The organism is Anaerococcus marasmi (assembly GCF_900290195.1).
GTDB classification, from domain to species: Bacteria; Bacillota; Clostridia; order Tissierellales; family Peptoniphilaceae; genus Anaerococcus; species Anaerococcus marasmi.
Window position 1 is genome coordinate 1,522,782 of the sequence record NZ_OLMF01000004.1, and the last position, 21,212, is coordinate 1,543,993.

Below are 21,212 nucleotides of genomic sequence, written 5' to 3' on the forward strand. Positions count from 1 at the left end.
GTGAGGTGGGTTATGAAAAATAAGAAAACTAATAATAAAAGGTATAACTCACAGGCAGTAAAATGGGGGTATTTAATGATACTCCCTGTTTTACTAGGTCTAACTGTGTTTTACATAATACCATTTTTCCAAAATATATTTTATTCATTTACTGACTTAAATTCTTTTGGAGTATGGAAACCAATTGGATTAGATAATTATATAGAATTATTGTCAGATGATAATTTCTATATGGCACTCAAGAACACTTTTACTTATACAATATTTACTGTTCCTTTGTCAATAATAATATCAATGACTATAGCGAACTTATTGAATAAAAATATTAAGGGGATAGGAGTATATAGAACTCTTTACTTTTTACCTGCTGTAACAATGCCAGCTGCAGTAGCAATGATTTGGAAATGGATTTATAATGGTCAGTACGGCTTATTAAATCAGTTGATAATGAGGTTTGGTGGTCAACCTAAAGCTTGGCTTGCTGATAGCAATACAGCATTAGGATCAATAATTATAGTTGGAATATGGATGAGCCTAGGTATGAATATCATATTCTTCTTAGCAGGTATGCAATCAATACCTAAACAATATTATGAAGCTGCTAAACTTGATGGAGCTAGTGGATTTAAGCAGTTTTTTACTATAACATTCCCTTTGCTATCCCCAACCTTATTGTTTGTAATAACAAAAGACTTGATAGGAAGTTTTCAAGTATTTGATATTATATTCATGATGATTAACAAGACCAGTCCTGCTTTAAGAAGCACACAGTCTATTGTATATTTATTCTATCAGTCAGCAATCGAGTTTGGTAGGAAGGGATATGGAGCGGCTGTAGCGACTGTACTGTTTATAATTATAATTGTTATTACTTTCTTACAAATGACAATACAAAAAAGGTGGATAAATAATGTTAAAAACTAGTAAATTCAAAAAAATATTAATACATTTAGTTTTGATTATTGGAGTTATATTTACAGTTTTTCCATTTATATGGATGGTTTTGACATCCTTAAAAACTTTGAGCGAATCTATGGCAATACCTCCAGTAATATTTCCAAGCAGTTTACAGTGGTCTAATTTTAGCGAAGCTTTAAATAAGATAGACTTTGTTTTACTATATAAAAATACAGCCTTATATGCGATTTTTACAACTTTAGGACAAGTTGTTATGTGCACTATGGCAGGATATGCTTTTGCTAGATTAGACTTTCCTTTTAAAAATTTTATTTTTGTACTAATAATGTCTGTTTTAATGGTTCCAAGCCAAATATTCTTAGTGCCTCAATTTCAAATAATGAATAAATTGAGATTGCTTAATACCATAACAGCTTTAGTATTACCTAGTATGTTTTCAGCTATGGGTACTTTTCTAATGAGGCAATTTTTCAGTCAAATACCTGTTGAGCTAGAGGAAGCAGCAAGGATTGATGGCTCAGGTCAATTTAAAATATTTTTTGATATATGCTTGCCAATTGTTAAACCAGGAATAGTAACCCTCATTATTACATGTTTATTATTTACTTGGAATAACTTAATGTGGCCTTTAATTGTTAATACATTGCCAGCAAAACAAACTTTAGCTGTAGGACTAGCAAATATGGCATCAACTGGTCAGTATACTATGAATTTCCCTGTATATATGGCTAGTGCACTTTTATCAATATGGCCTATGATATTGCTTTTTGCTATTTTCCAAAAGCAATTTATAGAAAGTTTAGCTCAAAGTGGAATGAAGGGATAATGAATTAATTATAACATTATCTTAATTAAGGAGAATATATGAGTAGTATTAAATTTACTGATGTAAATAAGATATATAATAATGGCTTTCATGCAGTGAAAGATTTTAATTTAGAAATAAAAGATAATGAATTTGTTGTCTTTGTTGGTCCATCAGGTTGTGGAAAATCGACAACTTTAAGGATGTTAGCAGGACTTGAAGATATTTCTTCAGGAAAAATTGTAATAGATGATAAGGTTATTAATGATGTTGAACCAAAAGATAGAAATATAGCTATGGTTTTTCAGAATTATGCTTTATATCCACATATGACGGTATATGATAATATGGCTTATGCCCTTAAAAATCAAAAAATGGATAAGAATAAAATAAAAGAAAAAATCACAAGCGCTTCAAAAATGCTTCAAATTGAAGAATATCTGGATAGAAAACCTAGTCAGTTATCAGGCGGGCAAAATCAGAGAGTCGCTCTTGGTAGAGCTATGGTTAGAAACCCTAAGGTGTTTTTAATGGATGAGCCTTTATCTAACCTTGACGCAAAACTTAGGACCCAAATGAGGACAGAGATTAATAAACTTCATAAAGATTTGAATACGACATTTATATACGTTACTCACGATCAAACAGAAGCTATGACTTTAGGTGATAGGATAGTTGTTATGAATAAAGGAGTAATTCAACAAGTTGATACACCAGTTAATCTTTATAACAATCCAATTAATGAATTTGTAGCAGGATTTATTGGGTCACCAAGAATTAATATTATAAATATGGAATTAAAGAAGGAAGGTTCTCAAATAAAGGGATGTATCGGAAATCAAAAAATAACAATACCTGAAGTGCTATCTAGGCAGCTTAAGGATTATGATAAAAATAGTGTAAATATCGCCACTAGACCAGAGCATATCTATATAGAAAATTACACTGAAGAAGTAATTCATTTAGATACAAAAGTAGAAGTAGTAGAGTCTTTGGGAAGTGAGAAAGTAGTTTACACAAGCTGTGAAAATAATGAAATTATAATTAGAGATTTTATGAATCTAGATTATGAATTAGGTTCAACTCTTGAGGTGTATTTAAATGCAAAAAAATCATTCTTATTCGATCCAGAGACAGGAAATAAAATATAATAAGTAATCAATATACAAAATAAATATTAAAGTAGGAGCAAAAATGAAAGTATTAGTTCTTTGTGCAAATGGAATAGCAACATCTATTTTAATGAGAGAAGTTATAAAAAAAGCATTTGATGAATTAAATTATCAAGGAGAACTCGAAATAGAGCACGGATCAATAAAAGAATTATCTTCTATTGAAAAAGATGTTGATGTTATATTTTGTGCTAAAAATTTCGAGGATAGATTTGATAAAGAAATAAAAAAAGAAATTAAAGTTATAGGTTTGCAAAATATATTATCTACAGAAGAAGCGAAAGAAAAGATATCTGAGCACTCTCTTAATAATTAAAAATTTGTGCCAATTATAAATATTCAAAAAAGTAGAATAATTAATAAAGAAATATTAAGGAGTAAAAATGAAAGTTGCAGTTGTTGGATGTGGAAATAGAGGACATGAAGCGTATGCAAAAAAATTGAATCTATACGATGATGTTGATATAGTATCTGCTTTAGATTGGGATCAAACTAAGTTAGATAAAGTAAAGAAGGAGTTTAATATTGATGATGAATACATATTTAAAGATGAGGAGGAGTTTTTCGAGAAATTAGAAAAAGAAAAATTTGCTGATACTATAATTATAGCTACTTATGATAGAGAACATTATGATATCACTATGAAAGCTTTGGATATGAATCTAAATATCTTATTAGAAAAACCTATTTCTCCTATAAGAGAAGAAGTTTTAAATATTGCTAACAAAGCAAAAGATTATGAAAAAGTATTTATGATTTGCCATGTATTGAGGTATTCACCATTTTTTAAAAAAATAAAAGAATTGATAGATGAAGGAGCTATAGGAGAGCTTATAAATATCAATCATAATGAGAATATTGGATATTTCCACTTTGCTCATTCCTTTGTAAGGGGAAATTGGAGAAACTCAGTTGAGTCATCACCATTAATACTCCAAAAATCATGCCATGATATGGATATCCTCCTTTATTTAACAGGTAAGATGCCTAAATCAATATCTGCTTATGGTTCATTGACATATTTTAAAGAGGAAAATCAACCAGAAGGAGCAGCTGATAGGTGTCTAAACTGTAAATATCAAGATTCATGTATTTTTTCTGTAAAGGATTTCTATACTGAAGGTAGAGGAAGAGGCTGGAGAGCAGTTGTCGATCCAAAAGTCACAGATGAGAGTTTGAAAAAAGCTCTTGAAGAAGGACCTTATGGAAGATGCGTTTACAAATCAGATAACGATGTTTGTGATCATCAATCTATAGCTATCCAATTTGAAGATGAAGTTTCAGCAACCTTCAACCTATCTGCTTTCGCTAAAGATGTACACAGAAATATTAAAATACAAGGTACAAAGGGTGAAATCATAGCTGATGATTTAACTCAAGAAATAAGAGTTAATATATTTGGCAAAGATGAAGATAGATTAATAAAGGTTAACAACATGGTTGGAGGCCATGGTGGGTCCGATAGAGCTATAATTAAAGCCTTCTATGATGCTTGCAATGGAAGTATTGATGAAGTAAAGACTGGGGCTATGGAAAGCTTAGCAAGCCATTTAATGTGCTTCGATGCAGAGGAATCTAGAATAGAAGGAAAGATGGTAGATTACAATAATTATTAATAGCTGTATTTCGTGTTATAAAACTAATTAATTCCTCCCTTATTTATAGAATTAAGTATATTTATTAGTTTTAGTTAAAAAACCACAAGTTGATTATTGAAAATTGAATATAACTTGTGGTTTTTATTTTATTCAAAACGAAACACAGATGCCCTCGCGTGGTCCATTATGTCTTTTATATAAAGGTCAAAATCAGCTATCTCGCTTGTTAGGGCGTAGTAGAGCATTTCGAAGTTAACTCCTGAGACAAAGCCAATCTTATCGTGTCTGCTTAGGGATAAGACAGCCCTGTTAAAGGGGGTTCCTCCTCCTATGTCTGCGAGGACCACTATGTTGTCGTAAGCTTTTAGGTCCTCGTAGGCTTTCTCTAACTTTTCGTCTAGCTTTTCGTAGTTTTCTCCTTCCTTGAATTCACATATTCTAATATTTTCAAATTTTCCTGCAATCATTTTGACACTTGAATATATGCCAGAAGCGATTTGTCCGTGGCCTGTTAATATTACTGCGTTTTTCATAAATCTTCCTTTACTTTTTCTTTTGATATAATTATAAGTTAGGGAAAAGGATTGGTCAATTATAGTTTGTTTTTCTTTAGTGTAAAACAGAAGAAATATTTGAAAATATCAATTTATAGGGTAATATAACTCTATAATTAATATTTGACTTAGACAGGGAGCTTTTGTTTTATCACATGCTTACAGAAAGAAACGGATGTTGAGAAGTTTCAGCACAAAAACACAAGTACCACCCTGGAGTTCCTCGTGTAATGTGAGGCGTTTGGGCGCGATAAGCCTTCTAATGAGTTTAAAATTAGGTGGAACCACGAACGAAAGACGTATCGTCCTATAGCCAGCTGGCTAGGGCATACGTCTATTTTTATTTTAAGGAGAGATTATGATTAAGATTAAATTACCTGACGGATCAGTTAAGGAATATGAAAGCGGAGTTCTCGTTGGAGATGTTACAAAGGATATCTCTATGGGACTTTTTAGAGCTGCAGTAGGAGCTCTAGTTAATGGAGAAGTTAAGGGCTTTGCTGAACCTATAGAAGAAGATAGTGACTTTAGAGTTGTTAAGTTTGAAGATAAGGAAGGAAAAGAAATTTTCTGGCATACCTCTTCTCATGTTATGGCTGCTGCTATTAAGGAAATGTATCCAGAAACAAAATTTGCTATAGGACCTGCTATTGACGATGGTTTCTATTATGATATGGACCTTGAGCACAGATTTACTCCAGAAGATCTTGAAAAAATCGAGAAGAAAATGATTGAAATTGCAAAACGTGATCTAAAGCTTGAAAGGGTTGAAATTTCTAGAGCTGAAGCTTTGGAGAAGTTTAAGGAAGAAGGCCAAGACTACAAGGTTGAGCTTATAGAAGATCTTCCAGAAGATGAAAAGATCACCCTATATAAGATGGGAGATGCCTTCACAGATCTCTGTAGGGGACCTCACCTTCTATCTACTAAGCCTATCAAGGCTGTTAAGCTTAAGACAATAGCTGGTGCATATTGGAGAGGGGATTCTGATAGACAAATGCTTCAAAGAATCTACGGAATTTCCTTCGAAAAGGCTAAGCAATTAGAAGAATACGAAGAACTTCAAAAAGAAATCGAAAAGAGAGATCACAGAAAGATCGGTCGTGAGATGGATCTTTTCACCTTCCACGAAGAAGGACCAGGCTTCCCATTCTTCCATCCAAATGGAATGATCCTAATGAACGAGCTATTGGGTTGGTGGACAGATGTTCTAAATGAAAATGGATATGGAGAAATCAAGACTCCACTTATCCTAAATGAAGACCTATGGCACAGATCAGGTCACTGGGATCACTACAAGGAAAATATGTACTTTACAAAAATTGACGGTGATGCTTATGCAATTAAGCCAATGAACTGTCCAGGTTCTGTTTTGACATACGCTTCTAACCAACACTCTTATAGAGACCTTCCTATAAGACTTGCTGAGTATGGTCAAGTTCACAGACACGAGCTTTCAGGAACCCTACACGGACTTTTCAGAGTAAGAACATTTACCCAAGACGATGCTCACGTATATTGCTTACCAAGCCAAATCAAGGAAGAAGTTTATAGGATGATTGACCTAGCAGACCTCCTATATTCAACATTTGGTTTCAAATACACAATCGAGCTATCAACAAGACCAGATGACTTCATGGGAGATATCAAGGATTGGGACTTTGCTGAAGACCAACTTAAGAAAGCCCTAGAAGAACGTGGAATCGAATATGAAATCAACCCAGGAGACGGTGCTTTCTATGGTCCAAAGATCGACTTCCACCTCCTAGATGCTGCTAAGAGAGAATGGCAATGCGGTACTATCCAACTTGACTTCCAACTACCACAAAACTTCGACCTAACTTATATAGATGAAAATGGTGCAAAACAAAGACCAGTTATGCTCCACCGTGCCCTACTTGGATCAATCGAGAGATTTATCGGAGTTCTAACAGAGCACTTTGCAGGAAGATTCCCACTATGGATCAACCCACAACAGGTAGAAATCATCCCAGTTTCTGATAAGTTCATTGACTACTCAGAAGATTTAAAAGAAAAAATCAAAGAAGCAGGATTTAGAGTAAATATCGATTACAGAAGTGAGGGAGTAGGATACAAGATTCGTCAAGCTCAACTAATGAGAACAAACTATATGCTTGTAGTAGGAGAGAAGGAAGAAACTTCTGGCAAGCTTACTGTAAGAAATAGGGACGGAGAAGAGACAGCTGACGTTTCAGTAGATGAATTCATAGAAAAGATCTCTAAAGAAAGAGATTCAAGAAGTATGGAAAATATATTCTACGATGACTTTTAATGCGATAATCTTAGGAACAGATCACAACAGCTACTCTGTGGCAAGGAGCTTTTATGAAGCCTTTGGCAAAAAGCCTATTGTCATAGGGGCGGCTGTCCTCGTTCCTTTTTATAAATCAAAGATTGCTGATGTCTACACCACCAAGGGATTTTCATCAGATGACGAGCTTTTTTCAAATTTTATCAATGAAGTTATAGGAAAAAGAGAGGAAGAGGACTTTGTATTTTTTGCCCCGACAGAAAGATACATAGATACACTCCTAAGAAATGAGAATAAATTTAATTTCTCTTATCATATTCCTTATCCAGACCTCAACTGGGCAGAAAAGCTCTTGAAGAAATCGGAGTTTTACTCTTATTTGGAAAAAATCGACCTTCCTTATCCTAAGACTTACATTGCTAGTAAGGATAATATAGATGGGCTTGATTTTGATGGGGAGATTTTCCTAAAGGCAGACGATTACGATGCCCTTCTCGATTCATCATGCGAAAACATCCAAAAGGGCTACCATGTAAGAAATAAGGATGAGGCCAAAGATGTTCTAAGAAAAGTCTACAATAGTGACTTTAGGGGAGATTTTATCTGCCAGCAATTTATAAATGGAGGTCAGGGAAGTGAGTATTCCCTAAACGGCTACAGGGCGAGTGATGGGAAGATTTCCTTTGTTCTTGCAAGAAACCTCCTATCAGACCTAAGGCCAATGTGGGTAGGAAACCACCTAGTCCAAGTAGATAGTGATGAGGGTATCATGTATGATTTGGCAGAAAAAATCGTGACCTCTCTTGACTATCACGGACTATTTAATCTAGATTTTAAGAAAGATTCAAAAACTGGCGAGATCTTCGTTCTAGAGATGAATATAAGACAAGGCAGGACCTTCTATTACTCAACTCTAGCTGGAGTAAACCTAATCGAGCTTGCTATCAATGATCTAATCTTTGGCAAAACTGAAGCGAAGAAGACTCAAAGACCTTTCAGGCTACAAGCAATTTCTGCTAAAAAAGCCTACGAAAATGTGGAAAAAGGACTCAAAGAGGAGTTTAATAAGAAAGGTCGAGATGAAAACTCAGCAATTCACGTCATAAGCGATTATGATGATAATATGCTTAGAAAACTGAAGGTAAATGAGTCTATAAAAAGACAAGAAAAAGAATTATTTGACTAAGAAGATATCGGTTTATCCGGTATCTCTTATATTGCCAAAAATTTTATCGAGAAATTTACAGGAAAATAAGAAAGGAGTTTATATGGAAAAAACTATAAGCAAGAAAGAAAATATCATGGGAACCATGCCTGTTGGAAGTCTTCTTATAAAGATGAGCATACCTATGGTAATTTCTATGCTTGTTCAATCAATCTACAATGTAGTAGATTCGATATTTGTTGCAAGAATTTCAGAAGAAGCCCTTACAGCGGTGTCTTTAGCATTCCCAGTACAAAACATCATGCTTGCCTTTGCTATAGGAATATCCGTTGGGGCCAGTGCCCTCTTGAGTAGGTATTTGGGCATGGATGATAAGAGAAGAGTAGGGTCTGTTGCCATGCACGGGGTTGTCTTATCTGTAGTTGGAGCTATTGCCTCTGCCTTATTCGGTATATTTTTTACTGATTTTTTTGCCAATTCCCAAGCGGCGACTCCTGAAATCGTAGCCTACACTAGGGATTATTTGTGGATTGTTACTATATTTGGTTTTGGTTTGTTCTTCCAAGTCCTTTGTGAAAAGCTCCTCCAAGCGACATCCCTTACCTTTTATACCATGATTGTCCAAATATCAGGAGCCCTAATCAACCTAATCCTAGATCCAATCTTTATCTTTGGCCTATTTGGCTTTCCAAGAATGGAAGTAAAGGGAGCGGCCCTTGCTACTGTGATTGGACAAATCGGAGGATCTATTATAGGTCTTATTATAAATAAAACAAAGAATACAGATATAGAAGTAGACTTCAAACATTTTAGGCTTCATGGAGATATATTAAAACAAATATTTTGGATAGGCCTTCCTTCTATAGTAATGAGTGCTATATCTTCAGTAATTATCTTTATCCTAAATGCCATGCTTAGAGCTTTTGGTCAATCAGCAATCGCAGCCTATGGGGTAATGTTTAAGCTTCAATCCTTTGCCTTCCTTCCAATAATAGGAATATCGAACGCTATGGTTTCTATCATATCCTTTAACTACGGAGCAAGGCATGTGGCTAGGATTCGTAGGTCAATCAAGCTTGCCCTTATATCAGGTATGGTCCTTGTTGGAATCGCAACTGTCTTCTTGTGGATTTTGCCAAATCAAATCTTTGACTTGTTTAATGCAACTGACACTATGAGGCAAATTGGAGTACCTATGATTAGGATAGTTTCCCTATCTTATATTGTAGCTTCAGTTTCTATAATATCTGTAGGAGTTTTCCAAGCCTTGGGGAATTGGCAAACAGCAATCCTCCAATCCTTCCTAAGACAATTCTTTATCCTCCTACCAACCTTTTATCTATTCTCCCTAACAGGAAATATAGACTTAGTATGGTGGTCCTTCCTTATATCTGAAGGACTTAATGCGATCATGTGTGTGTATTTCTTAAAAAGAGACATCAAAAACAAAATAGATGTATTATAAAAAGACCAGCTCTCTTTCCCAGAGATGCTGGTTTTTATATGCCTACCAATAAAATATTTATTGGCCTTATATTAAATCTGAATAGTATTTGACCGATAAAAAGGCTAACAAGAGTAGATAGAAGACTTGTTACTAGGATATTTTCTCCTAAAATAATCCTTAAGCCTACAAATATCGTTGGATACATATAAATATAGACAAAGATCATAAATTTCTCGAAAGAAGCTTCACTAGCCTCTCCAAAGCCCTTTAGCATTAGGTAGATGATTAACACAAAGGATAAAAAATATCCGTAGTTTAGCTTATATCTAGAGCTAAAAAAGATTTCCAAAGCTAGGATTCCTAGGGAAAGGATATATAGGAGAGGATTTATCTTATCAGCTCTTCTGATCCTAAGGCCCATTACAAAGACAGCAAAATATAAGAAAATGTCCTTGAAGTTTGGAAAGCCTATTAGAATTTTGCTATAATCATAGTAATAGAATAAAGCAAGGCTAATGACACCGAGTGTACTTGAAAAAGTACTGCCGAAAATCCTGTTAATTAAAAATTCTACTAAGAAAAATATACCCACAAGACTTATGAGATCGTAAAGCCTTCTTAGAATTTGATAAAAATCATCTAGTACTTCTCTATTTAACTTTATATTAAAACCTTTTATTAGAAAGAAGTTAATCAGAAGATGAAAGATTAAAGGCAAGAACAAAAGCCCGACCCTTCCTGTATCCATAAAGGAAATCATATAGGCGATATAGGCTATAAGATAAGTGTTTACTATCCTATAGATGATTTCTGTATTTAATTTTATTGAAGAAGCTGCAATTGGGGTAAAAAAACTAATAATAAGCAAGATGACTCCCAAAAGACTTGCTAAATTTATTTTTTTCATACTTAAATCATATCACAAAAAGGAAAAATTACTAATAAAATGATATAATACTCAATATAGGAGCAGATATGACAAGACAAAGAAGACCATCAGTTAAAGAAAGAGAATCTAGAGACATAAGAAGAGAAGAATTAAGACGAAGAAAGCGAATCAAGAAACGTAGAAAGGAAAGAATCCTCCGCATAGGATTTATCCTTGTAATATTATTCGCCCTAGTATTTGCAGTAAGAAAGCTCACATCTTCTAATAAAAGGATAGCAAGCGATATAGAAACTGCTATCAAAAGCTATGATGAGGGATATTTTGAGAAAAACATGGACAGGATGGATGTAATCATGGACGCCCTAAAGAAATCCTACTCCAAGGATGAGAAGGAAGAGAAGGAATTCTATGAGGCAGCCTTTAAGAACTTATCCATAACTTATATAGAAGAAAAGAAGGTAGAAGGCGGGAGAGAATTAAGCCTTGAGGTAGAAAATGTCAACTACATAGACGTATACAATAGTCTAGAAGCTGGGGTTAGCCATGAGGATTATATTAAAGCCCTGTCTAGGGAGGATAATCCTAAAAAAAAGGCCAGAGTTAGTATTTTTATAAGAGATAAGATGTTTTCAAAGAAGATTTATGAGTCAAGACCCTTTGTAAATGCGATATTAGGAGGGGCCCTAGATTACGCAAACTAGGAGGACATATGTTTTACGCAAATGGATCAATCAAAGAATGTAAGAGGGTGATGAAGGAGAAAAATCCTCTGGCATTTACAATTCATTTATTTATCCTGATGATTTTAGCTATGTCTTTTTCTCATATACTAATTAGATTGGTCTCTAATCTTACAGGCAAGGGAGATTTTCTTATAAGAAAGTTGGGAGAAAATCACGAGTATGCCATGATTTTTAATCTTTGGTCTACTTTGCTGGTAAGCCTTACCGTATATATATTTGTTAAATATTATCAAAAGAGAACTCCCGCATCGCTTGGCCTTGTAGATGAAAAGAAGGGCAAATCTTATCTCAAAGGGCTTCTTATAGGAAGTGGGATGCTTGGTGTCTCCTTCCTTTTTTCCTATCTCTTATCTGGCTTCAAGATTCGTCTAAATATAGAAAATGTAGACTTTAGGATTTTTATTTTATTTGTAATAGGTTGGATCTTTCAGGGTTTTGAGGAAGAATTTATCACAAGATCTGTTTTAATGAATTATCTAGGAGCTCTTAGAAATCCCAGGGTGGGTATTATTACTAACAGTCTGGTATTTTCTATCCTTCATCTGGGTAATTCTTATTTTAACCTCCTAGCCTTTGTCAATATATTTTTGATGGGACTTGTATTTTCTATGCTTTTTTACATAAGAGATAGCATATATATAAGTGCTGCCGCCCACAGCGTGTGGAATTTCCTCCAAGCTAACTTTTTTGGTATTAATGTAAGTGGGATAATCACAAGCAAAAACACGGTTTTTTTAAGCGAATCTGTAGGAAATAAATGGATAAGTGGGGGAGGCTTTGGTATAGAAGGGGGCTTTGTAGTTACGATTGTTGAGACACTTGTCTTGTATTTACTATATAAGAAGGCAAGAAAAGCCAGTTTAATAAGATAGAAAAGGGGCTGTTGCAAAATCATGAATAATCATCGTACCATCGTTAGAAGGTTCTCTTAGGAAATTTTCAGTGGTGCCTGCCGGCTGATGGAGGCAAAATTTCCGTGGAGGTTCTTCTAACGATAATGGTACGATTTATTCATTCTGCAACAGCCCCCTTTTAAATTCTATATTTATTTATTTTCGTATCCTGGTTTTCCAAGAAGTTTGAACATTTGTGCCTTGTATTCTTCAACACCTGGTTGGTTGAATGGATTTACTCCTAGCATGTAGCCTGAAACTCCTACAGCTATTTCAAAGAAATAGAAGAGTTTGGCGATTTCTTTTTCACTAACTTCATCCATTTCGATTCTGATATTTGGAACATCTCCCTTAACGTGGGCTATTGTTGTTCCTTCCATGGCTTGTTTGTTTACAAAGCTCATTGTCTTTCCAGCGAGATAATTTAATCCGTCTAGATTGTCCTCATCTTTCTTGATTGTAAGGTCACTTACAGGATTTTTAACTTCTATTACAGTTTCAAATAAGTTTCTCTTACCATCTTGGATCATTTGTCCAACTGAGTGGAGGTCTGTTGTATTGTTTACAGATACTGGGAAGATTCCCTTACCATCTTTTCCTTCGCTTTCTGCGAAAAGTTGCTTCCACCATTCAGCTATATATTTAAGTTTTGCTTCGTAGTTTACAAGCACTTCGAGGTCCTTGCCATCTTCGTGAAGCATATTTCTAATAGCTGCATATTTTATAGCAGGATTGTCGAAGGACTTTTCTGTGTAGAGGTCTCTGCCCTCAGCGAAGCCTTCCATAAACTTATCTATATCAATCCCACATGCAGCAAGTGGTAGGAGACCTACAGCAGATATTACAGAAAATCTTCCACCTATATCATCAGGAACTACAAATGTCTCATAGCCTTCTGCATCAGCAAGCTCTTTCAAAGCTCCCTTCTTGCTATCAGTTGTTGCAAAAATTCTTTTTCTTGCTTCTTCCTTGCCGTATTTTTCTTCGATTGCTTCTCTTAAGAATCTAAAAGCAATAGCAGGTTCTGTTGTTGTACCTGATTTTGATATTACGTTTAAAGAGTAGTCCTTATCCTTTAGGTAGTCTAGAAGTTCGTTTAAGTATTGGCCTGAGATTTGATTTCCTGCATAGATTAGCTTAACTTTTCTATCAGATCCAAAGTAAGAATCACAAGCGACATCTACTGCCTTAATTCCTAAATAAGATCCACCAATTCCTATAGATACTAAAATATCAGAATTTCCTCTAATTCTTTCAGCAGCCTTTTTGATTCTTTCAAACTCTTCCTTGTCATAATCGACTGGTCTATCGATCCAGCCCAAGAAGTCATTGCCCTCGCCAGTTCTTTCCATGAGGGTATCGAAGGCGGTCATGGCTTTTTCTTCATAGCTATTAATATTTTCTAAGTTTACATTATTAAAATCTAATTTCATATTCTCCTCCTGTCTTTCTATGTGTATTATACCCGATAATGCAATTTTCCATTATCAAATAATTATGCAGCAAATAAAAACTAATAAAAAATAAATGTGAAAAAGTCCCTTAGAAAGGAAAAGATTTCCCTTATAAATCATTTGTAAGAGGAAATTCCTAAGTTGGCTAAAATCAGAGATAAAATTAGGATGAATTATGTAGTTGATAATGATTATATATATCATATTTAGAATGAGAAAAACTTTAGAATGATTCTTGACAAGCGGAAAAATAAAGACTATAATATGAATAGAAGTTGAAGAGAAAAATAAAAAGGAGATTACATATGACATTAAAAGGAACAAAAACAGCATCTAACCTTATCACATCATTCGCAGGTGAAAGCCAAGCAACAATGAGATATAGATATGCAGCTAAAGTAGCTGACAAAGAAGGTTACAAACAAATATCTGCAATCTTTGAAGAAACAGCAAGAAACGAAATAGAACACGCAGCAAGATTTTACAAATTCTTAAAAGAAGAATTCAAACTTGATGCTATCGAGCTTAACCCAGAATACACAGCATTCCCAGTAGTATTCCACGATACACTAACAAACCTACAAGGTGCAATCGACGGAGAAAACGAAGAATGTGAACATATGTATCCATCATTTGCAGACGTTGCAGAAGAAGAAGGATTCGACGAAATCGCAAGAGCATTCAGAAACATAGCAAAAGTTGAGGGAGCTCACAGAGATAGATACCAAAAACTACACGACAATGTAGAAAACGGAAAAGTATTCGAAAAAGACGAAAAAGTTATCTGGAAATGCGGTAATTGCGGATTCCTTTACGAAGGAAAAGTAGCACCAAAGATTTGTCCAGCATGTGCACACAAACAAGAATGGTTCGAAATCGCAAGCTTCAACTATTAATAACATATCTAAAGCCAGGGGTCAAGCTCCTGGTTTTTTTCTGCCCTAAATAGCGACTTAGACTAAGAAAATGTATAATTGTAGAAAGCAGAAGATATTAGATAGATAAGGAGAAAAAATGAAAGTTATAGTATGCAAAGATTATGATGATATGAGCAAAAAAGCGGCTGACCTTGTTATAAACAATATAAAGTACAAGCCACAAATAAAACTAGGACTTGCGACAGGATCCTCACCAATAGGACTCTACAAGAACCTAATAAAGGCAAATGACGAGGGGGAGATTAGCTTTAGATATGCCAAATCAGTAAATCTCGACGAGTATGTTGGAATTGATCCGGATAATGAACAATCCTATAATTATTTTATGAGAAAAAACTTCTTCGATCATGTATCCTTTAATGAAGGAGCAAATATAATCCCAAAGGCAAGTGAAGTAGATGAAAAATACGCACAAGAATACGACAAAATCCTAGATGACTTCGGCCAAAGAGATATACAAATTCTAGGAATTGGAGAAAATGGCCACATCGCCTTCAATGAACCAGGAGATAAGCTAAGCAAGAGAACTTCTATAGTAAAGCTTACAGGTTCTACAATCGAAGCTAACTCTAGATTTTTTGAAAATGAAGCCGATGTTCCAAGATATGCTATCTCAATGGGCATGGCAGATATATTTAACGCCAAGACCATAATCCTTCTTGCAAATGGGAAGAAAAAACATGAGGCTGTTAAAAGACTTTTAGAAGATGATAAGATATCAACAGATCTTCCAGCAGGATTCCTATCTCTTCACCCAAATGTTTATATTTATGTAGATGAGGAAGCTTACAGGGATTAAAAGTGTAGGGCCAGGGCTATCGCTCTGGTTTTTTTATGCCAGCTATTGACAAATATACTTGTCAAAGATATAATAATGACAATAATAGTTGTCAAAAGAAAGGAGGATTTATTGAGATTAGTTAATAACCTTTCTAGTTTGAGGAAGGAAAAAGGTATGAATCAGACAGAGCTTGGAGAGAAGGTTGGAGTTTCTAGACAGACTATCTCTCTAATAGAAAGAGGAGACTACAACCCATCTGTTGTGGTTGCCCTAAGTCTTGCTAGGGTGTTTGAAGTAAAAGTCGAGGATATTTTTAGTTTGGAGGAGATTAATGAATAAGAAAAAATTTGTAATGTTAATTATAGGAGGACTTCTAGTTGGGGCCTTGTCTGGATGGATACTTGAAAATATTGCCCTAAGTGATTTGGGAGAGCTTATTAAGTTATTCTTAATAAAAAATGTATTTAAGATAACTCTTACAGTAATAATAATGAGTATTTTAATGGCATTTGATCTTTATAAGAAATCTAAGGTAGAAATCGAAAAAGGTCTTAAAGGCGAAGATCCGATTCAAACAAAATACACTAACTATAGCCTCATGGTTAGGGATATAAGTATTTTTCTAATCTTTGGCCTTGCTTCTATGTGGGCTATGTCCATGGAAAAGTCTTGGCTTAATCTAGGAGAGTCTGTGGTTTTGATAGGGCTTTTAATAGCCTATATAATTCTTATTTCAGTGGTTTTTCAAAAAAACTACGAGCTTATCAAGAAAGTAGAACCAAATAGGAAGGCTGACACTCTTGATTTTAGATTTAATAAGAAGTTTATTGAAGAATCTGACGAGATGAGCAAGGCCCGTTATTACAAAAAAGGATACAGGGGCTATAGGGCAATAATTCTTACCAACTTCATAATGCTAGTGGTCCTATCAGGACTTGCCTTTTACACAGATGTAGGGATACTAGCACCAATATTTATAGCTATTTCTTCTATTATAGGAATTATTGCAACAAAATAAATAAAAAAGAAGGCTTCTGTCAATTGCTAACAGGAGCCTTTTATCTTACTTACAGGGAATGGACCTTATTATTGAAATTTAAAATATCTATCTATAAACTTAGAAATCATCATCCAAGATATCTTCTAGATCTTCTGAAATATTTTCCTTATCCTCTTCTTTTACGGTAGATTTTAGGAAGGAAGAAATATCCTTATAAGAAAGCTCGTAAATTCCCACATAGGCTTGTTCGAAATAAAGTTTTTTATCTTCTTCATGGATGGTATTTCTTATGTATCCGCCTTCTGACATTTCGATACTTACTAGGATAAACTCGTCTTTATTAGGAAAATCTGATACGCTTTCTTTCTTTGTTAGTTTAGAGTTTTCTAACAATTGTAGAAAATTTTCTATATCATTATTTTCCTTAATTGTCCGTTTTTCAACTCCTCTATCATTTGCAATTTTGATAAGGCTAAGGCTTTTTACATCTTCTGCCTTAGGAAGACTCGGTCCTTTGTTATTAGGTTTTATCTTTAATAAAACGCCTATGATTATTAGACCTATTAATACAAGGTAATGCTTTTTCTTCATAATTTATCCTTTCATCTTTTTTCATTAAATTATAGTAATATTAAAATCTGAAAACTTGCGATATAGTAGGCAAATTAGTATTTCTTACAAAGATAAGAAGGCTAGTAGTCTTAGCTTAAAATTTCAAATTTGAAGGTCGAGTATATAGCCCTTATTTAAGTCGTAATTTATAATAAAGAGGCTCTTATGACCTTTTTTGTCGAAATCTTCCTGATATTTGTAGATAGTACTAGGGTTTTTCTCAAGAATCTCTATTGAATGAAGAATATCGTCATAGTCATCTATTTCTTCCTTACTAGTTTTCATAATTTGCTTAAGACCTTTTGATTTTTTGTAGTAATCATCATCTATGCTTTTTCCTTTAATTATATTCTTGTCATCAATTATAATTTCATAGATATCGAAATAATCATCACCAAAGGCCCTCTGAGATTTGTATATTCCTTTTATCTTGTAAGAGTTATTTTTCTGGGTATTTTTCTTGGATATGGAAAATACAGCTAAAAATCCCAGGATTATAAGTATCAAGATTTTCAATTTCTTATTTTTCATCTTATTACCCTTCTTTCATCTCTATAATTAAAATTAACTAGAACAAACTGTAAACTCTACATTTTATAGAAACCTATTAATTTTTGTAGGCTTAAGTTTTTGACCTCTAAAATTTTCTTTGAATAAATCTTAACATTTTTATTATAACAACTCATCTGTTATTATTTCAACCTTTATATCAAGCTTCTAATGCTATTATAGATTGCTTTCTAATAAAAGTTTGTTTTAATAAGATAAGTGGATAAAAAAAGCCTATCGATACAATCGACAGGCAAAATATATTATATTTTTTCTAGAAGGCCCAGTTGCCATTTTCAAATATTTTAAATTCTTCTTCGTCTTTGTAGCCAGTAATCTCCAAATCTTCTGTTCCTACCATAAAGTCCTCGTGGATTAGGGAATCGTTTAGGCCTATTTCTTTTACCTTGCTATCATCTAGATCGCTTCCTCCTTCTACTGTTGTTGGGTAGGCCTTACCTAGGGCGAAGTGGCAGGAGGCGTTTTCGTCAAAGAGGGTATTGTAGAAAAGAATGTTGGAATTTGATATTGGAGAATCGTAAGGGACTAGGGCTATTTCTCCTAGGTACTTGCTTCCTTCATCGCTATCTAGCATCTTCCTTAGGGTGTCTTCTCCTTCTTTGGCAGAAAAAGATACTACCTTTCCATCTTTAAATTCAAATTCGAAATCGTTAATTACAACTCCGTTATAGACTAGAGGCTTGCTAGCTACAAGTTTACCATCTACTCCATCGTATTGAGGTGAGGTAAAGACTTCTTCTGTTGGCATATTTGGGATAAATCTATCGTTTTTCTCATTTTTTGATCCTGCAGACATCCAAATATGATTTTTAGGAAGTTTAACCCAAAGATCTGTTCCATTACTTGATTTGTAGTGAACCTTGTCGAATTGATGGTCATTTAAGAATTTGGCCTTCTCATCTAGGGTGTTGATGTGATTTGTCCAGTTAGCCTTTGTCTCATCCCATGATTCAGAGACTCTTGATACATCAAGGATTGTTTCCCATAATTTATCGTAGGCTTTTTCGTGAGATAAGTCTGGGAAGACTTTCTTGGCCCATTTTTTGGTTGGGACAGAGATTACTAGCCAAGATAGGATATCGTTCATGGTGTATTTGACATATTCCTTGGTTTTCTTGCTGTTTTCTCTGATAGCTTCAGAAATTTTTTCGCTATCAAGTCCATTTAATAGGTCTGGGTCTTCTGCGTAGATTGAAATCCTGTTTGATTTCTTTTGAGCGATTTGATAATCTAGCTTTTTTATCTTCCAGTCAGGAACTTCGTTTAAAGTCTCCTGGTCTTGGTATTCGTAAGTTAGTCTTGTGATTGTGTCATCTTTCCAGTCGATTGCCACATTTCTTGCCCCCTTTTCGTAGGCTGCCTTTGCTATAAGGCGACAAAGCTCAGGACTTTCGACAGGGGATGTGATTAGGACATCTTCTCCTTCTTTAACGTTTACGCCGAATTCTACGGCAAGTTTAGCGAAGTTTTCTATTCTTTTATTCATTGCTCCTCCTTTTTTTCTTCTATTATACTTCTATTGTTATTAAATAATATTGTAGATGATAGATACTATCATTTTGGGTAGAATAATTGTAATGAAGTAAAAAGGAGATATAGATGAAAAAAAGAAGTGAAGTTGATGTAAAAGAAACTTGGAAGATCGAGGATATGTATGCCGATGATGATGCCTTCTACGAAGAAATAGAAAAGCTAAAGGCTAAGGCGAGCGAATTTTCTAAGGAATTTAAGGATATAAGCGCAGTAGAAGAAGTATCAAAATCCTTAAGAGAGTATTCGGAAATTATAGCCATAGTAGATAAGCTAGGAACCTTTGCGGGAATTTCTATGGAAGTCGATACTACAGATGATCATATGGCTAAAAGATATGCAAGACTTGGCAATGAGCTTTCTAAGGTATTTTCTGACCTATCTTTCTACGAGCCAGCTCTTTCAAGGCTTGATAAGGAAGTCCTAAGAGAAGTAGTAGAAAATAATAAGGATTTTGCCTACTTTATAGAAAGAATAGAAGACAAACAAGCCCACATGCTATCAGATGAGACAGAAGCTGTCCTTGCAAGTCTTGAGCCAACCTTTGATGCCCCATATACTAACTACAACGACATGCGTTATGGAGATATGGACTTTGAAAACTTCGAATATGAAGGAGAAGAGATCGTCCTAAACCACAACACCTTCGAGGAGTTCCTAGAGACGGACCCAAGGACCGACCTTAGACGTGAGGCCTTCAAGAGATACCACGACGTTCTTAGAAAATACGAAAACGCAGATGCCTCAGTTTACAATACCCAAGTAACAAATGAGAAGAGACTAGCTGATATTCGTGGCTATGAATCAGTTTTCCATTATCTCTTGGCCCGTCAAGATGTCGATTTCGATATTTACGAAAATCAATTAGACACAATCATGGAAAAACTTGCTCCTCATATGAGAAAGTACGCAGAAATCATAAAGAAACACTACGGTCTAGATGAGATGACCTACGCAGACCTAAAGCTTGCAATAGACCCAGATTATGAACTTGAAGTCGATATAGACAAGGCTCGTGAATACATCCTAGACGGACTTTCTCCCCTAGGAGAGGAATATGTATCATATCTTGATAAGGCCTTTTCTGATAGGTGGATTGACTATGCCCAAAACACAGGCAAGAGGACAGGAGCCTTCTGTGCAAGCCCTTATAAGTCACACCCATTTATAATGACAACCTACAACAATTCCATGAGCCAAGTTATGACCCTAGCCCACGAGTTAGGCCATGCCTGCCAGGGGATTTACTCAAACGATAATCAAGAGGCTCTGCTTTCTGGTATGAGCATGTATTTTGTAGAATCTCCATCAACGGCCAACGAGATAACTATGGAAAGATATCTCCTAAACAAGGCAAAAGACGATAGGGAGAAATTGTGGGTGCTTTCTACAATGATTGGAAAGACCTATTATCACAATTTCGTTACCCACTTCCTAGAAGCAAGTTTCCAAAGAGATGTTTATCGTAAAGTAGAAAAAGGAGAGAGGCTTTCATCTTCTGACTTTAACATAATCTTTAAGGAAAATCTAGAGAAATTCTGGGGAGATTCTGTAAAACTTGATGAGGGAAGCGAGTTGACTTGGATGAGACAACCTCACTATTATATGGGACTTTACCCTTACACCTACTCAGCAGGTCTTACTATCGGAACAATAATTTCAGATAAGATTGTAAATGGTACAGACGAAGATAGGAAAAGATGGATAGATGTCTTAAAGATGGGTGGATCAAAAGGACCGATCGAGCTTGCCAAGGAAGCTGGAGTAGATATGACTACTACAAGGCCTCTTGAGGAAGCCATAGAATTTATAGGATCTATAATCGATCAAATCGATAAGCTTCTAGCAAAGCTTGACATGTATAAATAGAA

21 protein-coding genes are annotated in these 21,212 nt (G+C 34.8%); 15 read left to right on the forward strand and 6 right to left on the reverse strand.

Translation table 11 applies throughout. From position 1 onward, the window contains the following. Positions 1-12 precede the first annotated feature (12 nt). From C7D97_RS07805 to C7D97_RS07825, 5 genes are all read left to right on the forward strand, one after another. The gene (locus C7D97_RS07805) at positions 13-924 is read left to right on the forward strand and encodes a carbohydrate ABC transporter permease (protein WP_105301499.1); all 912 of its coding nucleotides are present in this window, start codon (positions 13-15) and stop codon (positions 922-924) included. Further along, positions 911-1,744, forward strand: coding sequence for a carbohydrate ABC transporter permease (locus C7D97_RS07810; protein WP_105301500.1), 834 nt, complete (start codon positions 911-913; stop codon positions 1,742-1,744). The genes C7D97_RS07805 and C7D97_RS07810 overlap by 14 nt, the downstream gene beginning before the upstream one ends. A 38-nt stretch (positions 1,745-1,782) precedes the next feature. After that, positions 1,783-2,874: an ABC transporter ATP-binding protein gene (locus C7D97_RS07815; protein ID WP_105301501.1), complete on the forward strand. Its 1,092-nt coding sequence runs from the start codon at positions 1,783-1,785 to the stop codon at positions 2,872-2,874. Between the two features lie 43 nt (positions 2,875-2,917). Further along, positions 2,918-3,211 carry a PTS sugar transporter subunit IIB gene (locus tag C7D97_RS07820; RefSeq protein ID WP_105301502.1) on the forward strand — a complete coding sequence of 98 codons (294 nt, stop codon included), beginning with the start codon at positions 2,918-2,920 and terminating at the stop codon, positions 3,209-3,211. A gap of 67 nt (positions 3,212-3,278) precedes the next feature. Continuing rightward, positions 3,279-4,511, forward strand: a complete 1,233-nt coding sequence (locus tag C7D97_RS07825; RefSeq protein ID WP_105301503.1) for a Gfo/Idh/MocA family protein — start codon at positions 3,279-3,281, stop codon at positions 4,509-4,511. Between the two features lie 128 nt (positions 4,512-4,639). On the opposite strand, the gene C7D97_RS07830 is transcribed toward C7D97_RS07825, so the two are convergent. Next, positions 4,640-5,026: a PTS sugar transporter subunit IIA gene (locus C7D97_RS07830; protein ID WP_105301504.1), complete on the reverse strand. Its 387-nt coding sequence runs from the start codon at positions 5,024-5,026 to the stop codon at positions 4,640-4,642. Between the two features lie 379 nt (positions 5,027-5,405). Here C7D97_RS07830 and thrS point away from each other — a divergent pair, with 379 nt between their 5' ends. From thrS to C7D97_RS07845, 3 genes are all read left to right on the forward strand, one after another. Then, positions 5,406-7,340, forward strand: a complete 1,935-nt coding sequence (gene thrS / locus C7D97_RS07835) for a threonine--tRNA ligase (protein ID WP_105301505.1) — start codon at positions 5,406-5,408, stop codon at positions 7,338-7,340. After that, positions 7,330-8,505, forward strand: a complete 1,176-nt coding sequence (locus C7D97_RS07840; protein WP_105301506.1) for a carboxylate--amine ligase — start codon at positions 7,330-7,332, stop codon at positions 8,503-8,505. Before thrS ends, C7D97_RS07840 begins: the two co-directional genes overlap by 11 nt. An 82-nt stretch (positions 8,506-8,587) precedes the next feature. Then, positions 8,588-9,949 (forward strand): MATE family efflux transporter, encoded by a 1,362-nt coding sequence (locus C7D97_RS07845; protein ID WP_105301507.1) that lies wholly within the window; start codon positions 8,588-8,590, stop codon positions 9,947-9,949. A 34-nt stretch (positions 9,950-9,983) separates the two neighbouring features. Here the strand turns inward: C7D97_RS07845 and C7D97_RS07850 are convergent, their stop codons facing one another. Beyond that, on the reverse strand, positions 9,984-10,838 hold the full coding sequence (locus tag C7D97_RS07850; RefSeq protein ID WP_105301508.1) for a hypothetical protein: 855 nt from the start codon (positions 10,836-10,838) through the stop codon (positions 9,984-9,986). Positions 10,839-10,906: 68 nt separating this feature from the next. Here C7D97_RS07850 and C7D97_RS07855 point away from each other — a divergent pair, with 68 nt between their 5' ends. Both C7D97_RS07855 and C7D97_RS07860 read left to right on the forward strand, forming a co-directional pair. Further along, the gene (locus tag C7D97_RS07855) at positions 10,907-11,521 is read left to right on the forward strand and encodes a hypothetical protein (protein WP_105301509.1); all 615 of its coding nucleotides are present in this window, start codon (positions 10,907-10,909) and stop codon (positions 11,519-11,521) included. Between the two features lie 8 nt (positions 11,522-11,529). After that, positions 11,530-12,435: a CPBP family intramembrane glutamic endopeptidase gene (locus C7D97_RS07860; protein WP_105301510.1), complete on the forward strand. Its 906-nt coding sequence runs from the start codon at positions 11,530-11,532 to the stop codon at positions 12,433-12,435. A 173-nt stretch (positions 12,436-12,608) separates the two neighbouring features. On the opposite strand, the gene C7D97_RS07865 is transcribed toward C7D97_RS07860, so the two are convergent. Further along, positions 12,609-13,889, reverse strand: coding sequence for a glucose-6-phosphate isomerase (locus C7D97_RS07865; protein WP_105301511.1), 1,281 nt, complete (start codon positions 13,887-13,889; stop codon positions 12,609-12,611). A 326-nt stretch (positions 13,890-14,215) separates the two neighbouring features. Here C7D97_RS07865 and rbr point away from each other — a divergent pair, with 326 nt between their 5' ends. The 4 genes from rbr (at position 14,216) to C7D97_RS07885 (ending at position 16,647) form a co-directional block, all read left to right on the forward strand. Beyond that, the gene (gene rbr, locus C7D97_RS07870) at positions 14,216-14,806 is read left to right on the forward strand and encodes a rubrerythrin (RefSeq protein WP_105301512.1); all 591 of its coding nucleotides are present in this window, start codon (positions 14,216-14,218) and stop codon (positions 14,804-14,806) included. Positions 14,807-14,924: 118 nt separating this feature from the next. Beyond that, positions 14,925-15,647, forward strand: coding sequence for a glucosamine-6-phosphate deaminase (gene nagB / locus C7D97_RS07875; RefSeq protein WP_105301513.1), 723 nt, complete (start codon positions 14,925-14,927; stop codon positions 15,645-15,647). A gap of 111 nt (positions 15,648-15,758) precedes the next feature. Next, positions 15,759-15,968: a helix-turn-helix transcriptional regulator gene (locus C7D97_RS07880; protein ID WP_105301514.1), complete on the forward strand. Its 210-nt coding sequence runs from the start codon at positions 15,759-15,761 to the stop codon at positions 15,966-15,968. Continuing rightward, a complete protein-coding gene (locus C7D97_RS07885) occupies positions 15,961-16,647 on the forward strand; it encodes a DUF3169 family protein (protein ID WP_105301515.1) in 687 nt (228 codons plus the stop codon). The genes C7D97_RS07880 and C7D97_RS07885 overlap by 8 nt, the downstream gene beginning before the upstream one ends. A gap of 99 nt (positions 16,648-16,746) precedes the next feature. Here the strand turns inward: C7D97_RS07885 and C7D97_RS07890 are convergent, their stop codons facing one another. From C7D97_RS07890 to C7D97_RS07900, 3 genes are all read right to left on the reverse strand, one after another. Then, a complete protein-coding gene (locus C7D97_RS07890; protein WP_105301516.1) occupies positions 16,747-17,220 on the reverse strand; it encodes a DUF5301 domain-containing protein in 474 nt (157 codons plus the stop codon). Positions 17,221-17,343: 123 nt separating this feature from the next. Then, positions 17,344-17,772: a hypothetical protein gene (locus C7D97_RS07895; protein WP_105301517.1), complete on the reverse strand. Its 429-nt coding sequence runs from the start codon at positions 17,770-17,772 to the stop codon at positions 17,344-17,346. A gap of 292 nt (positions 17,773-18,064) precedes the next feature. Then, positions 18,065-19,297 carry an aminopeptidase gene (locus C7D97_RS07900; RefSeq protein WP_105301518.1) on the reverse strand — a complete coding sequence of 411 codons (1,233 nt, stop codon included), beginning with the start codon at positions 19,295-19,297 and terminating at the stop codon, positions 18,065-18,067. 113 nt (positions 19,298-19,410) lie between these two features. Here C7D97_RS07900 and pepF point away from each other — a divergent pair, with 113 nt between their 5' ends. Then, on the forward strand, positions 19,411-21,210 hold the full coding sequence (gene pepF / locus C7D97_RS07905) for an oligoendopeptidase F (RefSeq protein ID WP_105301519.1): 1,800 nt from the start codon (positions 19,411-19,413) through the stop codon (positions 21,208-21,210). Positions 21,211-21,212 lie beyond the last annotated feature (2 nt).

What these genes read in the sequence shown, in the direction of transcription:
- C7D97_RS07805 (WP_105301499.1), top strand. Translation starts at nt 13, where the DNA reads ATGAAAAATAAGAAAACTAATAATAAAAGGTATAACTCACAGGCAGTA.
- C7D97_RS07810 (WP_105301500.1), top strand. Translation starts at nt 911, where the DNA reads ATGTTAAAAACTAGTAAATTCAAAAAAATATTAATACATTTAGTTTTG.
- C7D97_RS07815 (WP_105301501.1), top strand. Translation starts at nt 1,783, where the DNA reads ATGAGTAGTATTAAATTTACTGATGTAAATAAGATATATAATAATGGC.
- C7D97_RS07820 (WP_105301502.1), top strand. Translation starts at nt 2,918, where the DNA reads ATGAAAGTATTAGTTCTTTGTGCAAATGGAATAGCAACATCTATTTTA.
- C7D97_RS07825 (WP_105301503.1), top strand. Translation starts at nt 3,279, where the DNA reads ATGAAAGTTGCAGTTGTTGGATGTGGAAATAGAGGACATGAAGCGTAT.
- C7D97_RS07830 (WP_105301504.1), bottom strand. Translation starts at nt 5,026, where the DNA reads ATGAAAAACGCAGTAATATTAACAGGCCACGGACAAATCGCTTCTGGC.
- thrS (WP_105301505.1), top strand. Translation starts at nt 5,406, where the DNA reads ATGATTAAGATTAAATTACCTGACGGATCAGTTAAGGAATATGAAAGC.
- C7D97_RS07840 (WP_105301506.1), top strand. Translation starts at nt 7,330, where the DNA reads ATGACTTTTAATGCGATAATCTTAGGAACAGATCACAACAGCTACTCT.
- C7D97_RS07845 (WP_105301507.1), top strand. Translation starts at nt 8,588, where the DNA reads ATGGAAAAAACTATAAGCAAGAAAGAAAATATCATGGGAACCATGCCT.
- C7D97_RS07850 (WP_105301508.1), bottom strand. Translation starts at nt 10,838, where the DNA reads ATGAAAAAAATAAATTTAGCAAGTCTTTTGGGAGTCATCTTGCTTATT.
- C7D97_RS07855 (WP_105301509.1), top strand. Translation starts at nt 10,907, where the DNA reads ATGACAAGACAAAGAAGACCATCAGTTAAAGAAAGAGAATCTAGAGAC.
- C7D97_RS07860 (WP_105301510.1), top strand. Translation starts at nt 11,530, where the DNA reads ATGTTTTACGCAAATGGATCAATCAAAGAATGTAAGAGGGTGATGAAG.
- C7D97_RS07865 (WP_105301511.1), bottom strand. Translation starts at nt 13,889, where the DNA reads ATGAAATTAGATTTTAATAATGTAAACTTAGAAAATATTAATAGCTAT.
- rbr (WP_105301512.1), top strand. Translation starts at nt 14,216, where the DNA reads ATGACATTAAAAGGAACAAAAACAGCATCTAACCTTATCACATCATTC.
- nagB (WP_105301513.1), top strand. Translation starts at nt 14,925, where the DNA reads ATGAAAGTTATAGTATGCAAAGATTATGATGATATGAGCAAAAAAGCG.
- C7D97_RS07885 (WP_105301515.1), top strand. Translation starts at nt 15,961, where the DNA reads ATGAATAAGAAAAAATTTGTAATGTTAATTATAGGAGGACTTCTAGTT.
- C7D97_RS07890 (WP_105301516.1), bottom strand. Translation starts at nt 17,220, where the DNA reads ATGAAGAAAAAGCATTACCTTGTATTAATAGGTCTAATAATCATAGGC.
- C7D97_RS07895 (WP_105301517.1), bottom strand. Translation starts at nt 17,772, where the DNA reads ATGAAAAATAAGAAATTGAAAATCTTGATACTTATAATCCTGGGATTT.
- C7D97_RS07900 (WP_105301518.1), bottom strand. Translation starts at nt 19,297, where the DNA reads ATGAATAAAAGAATAGAAAACTTCGCTAAACTTGCCGTAGAATTCGGC.
- pepF (WP_105301519.1), top strand. Translation starts at nt 19,411, where the DNA reads ATGAAAAAAAGAAGTGAAGTTGATGTAAAAGAAACTTGGAAGATCGAG.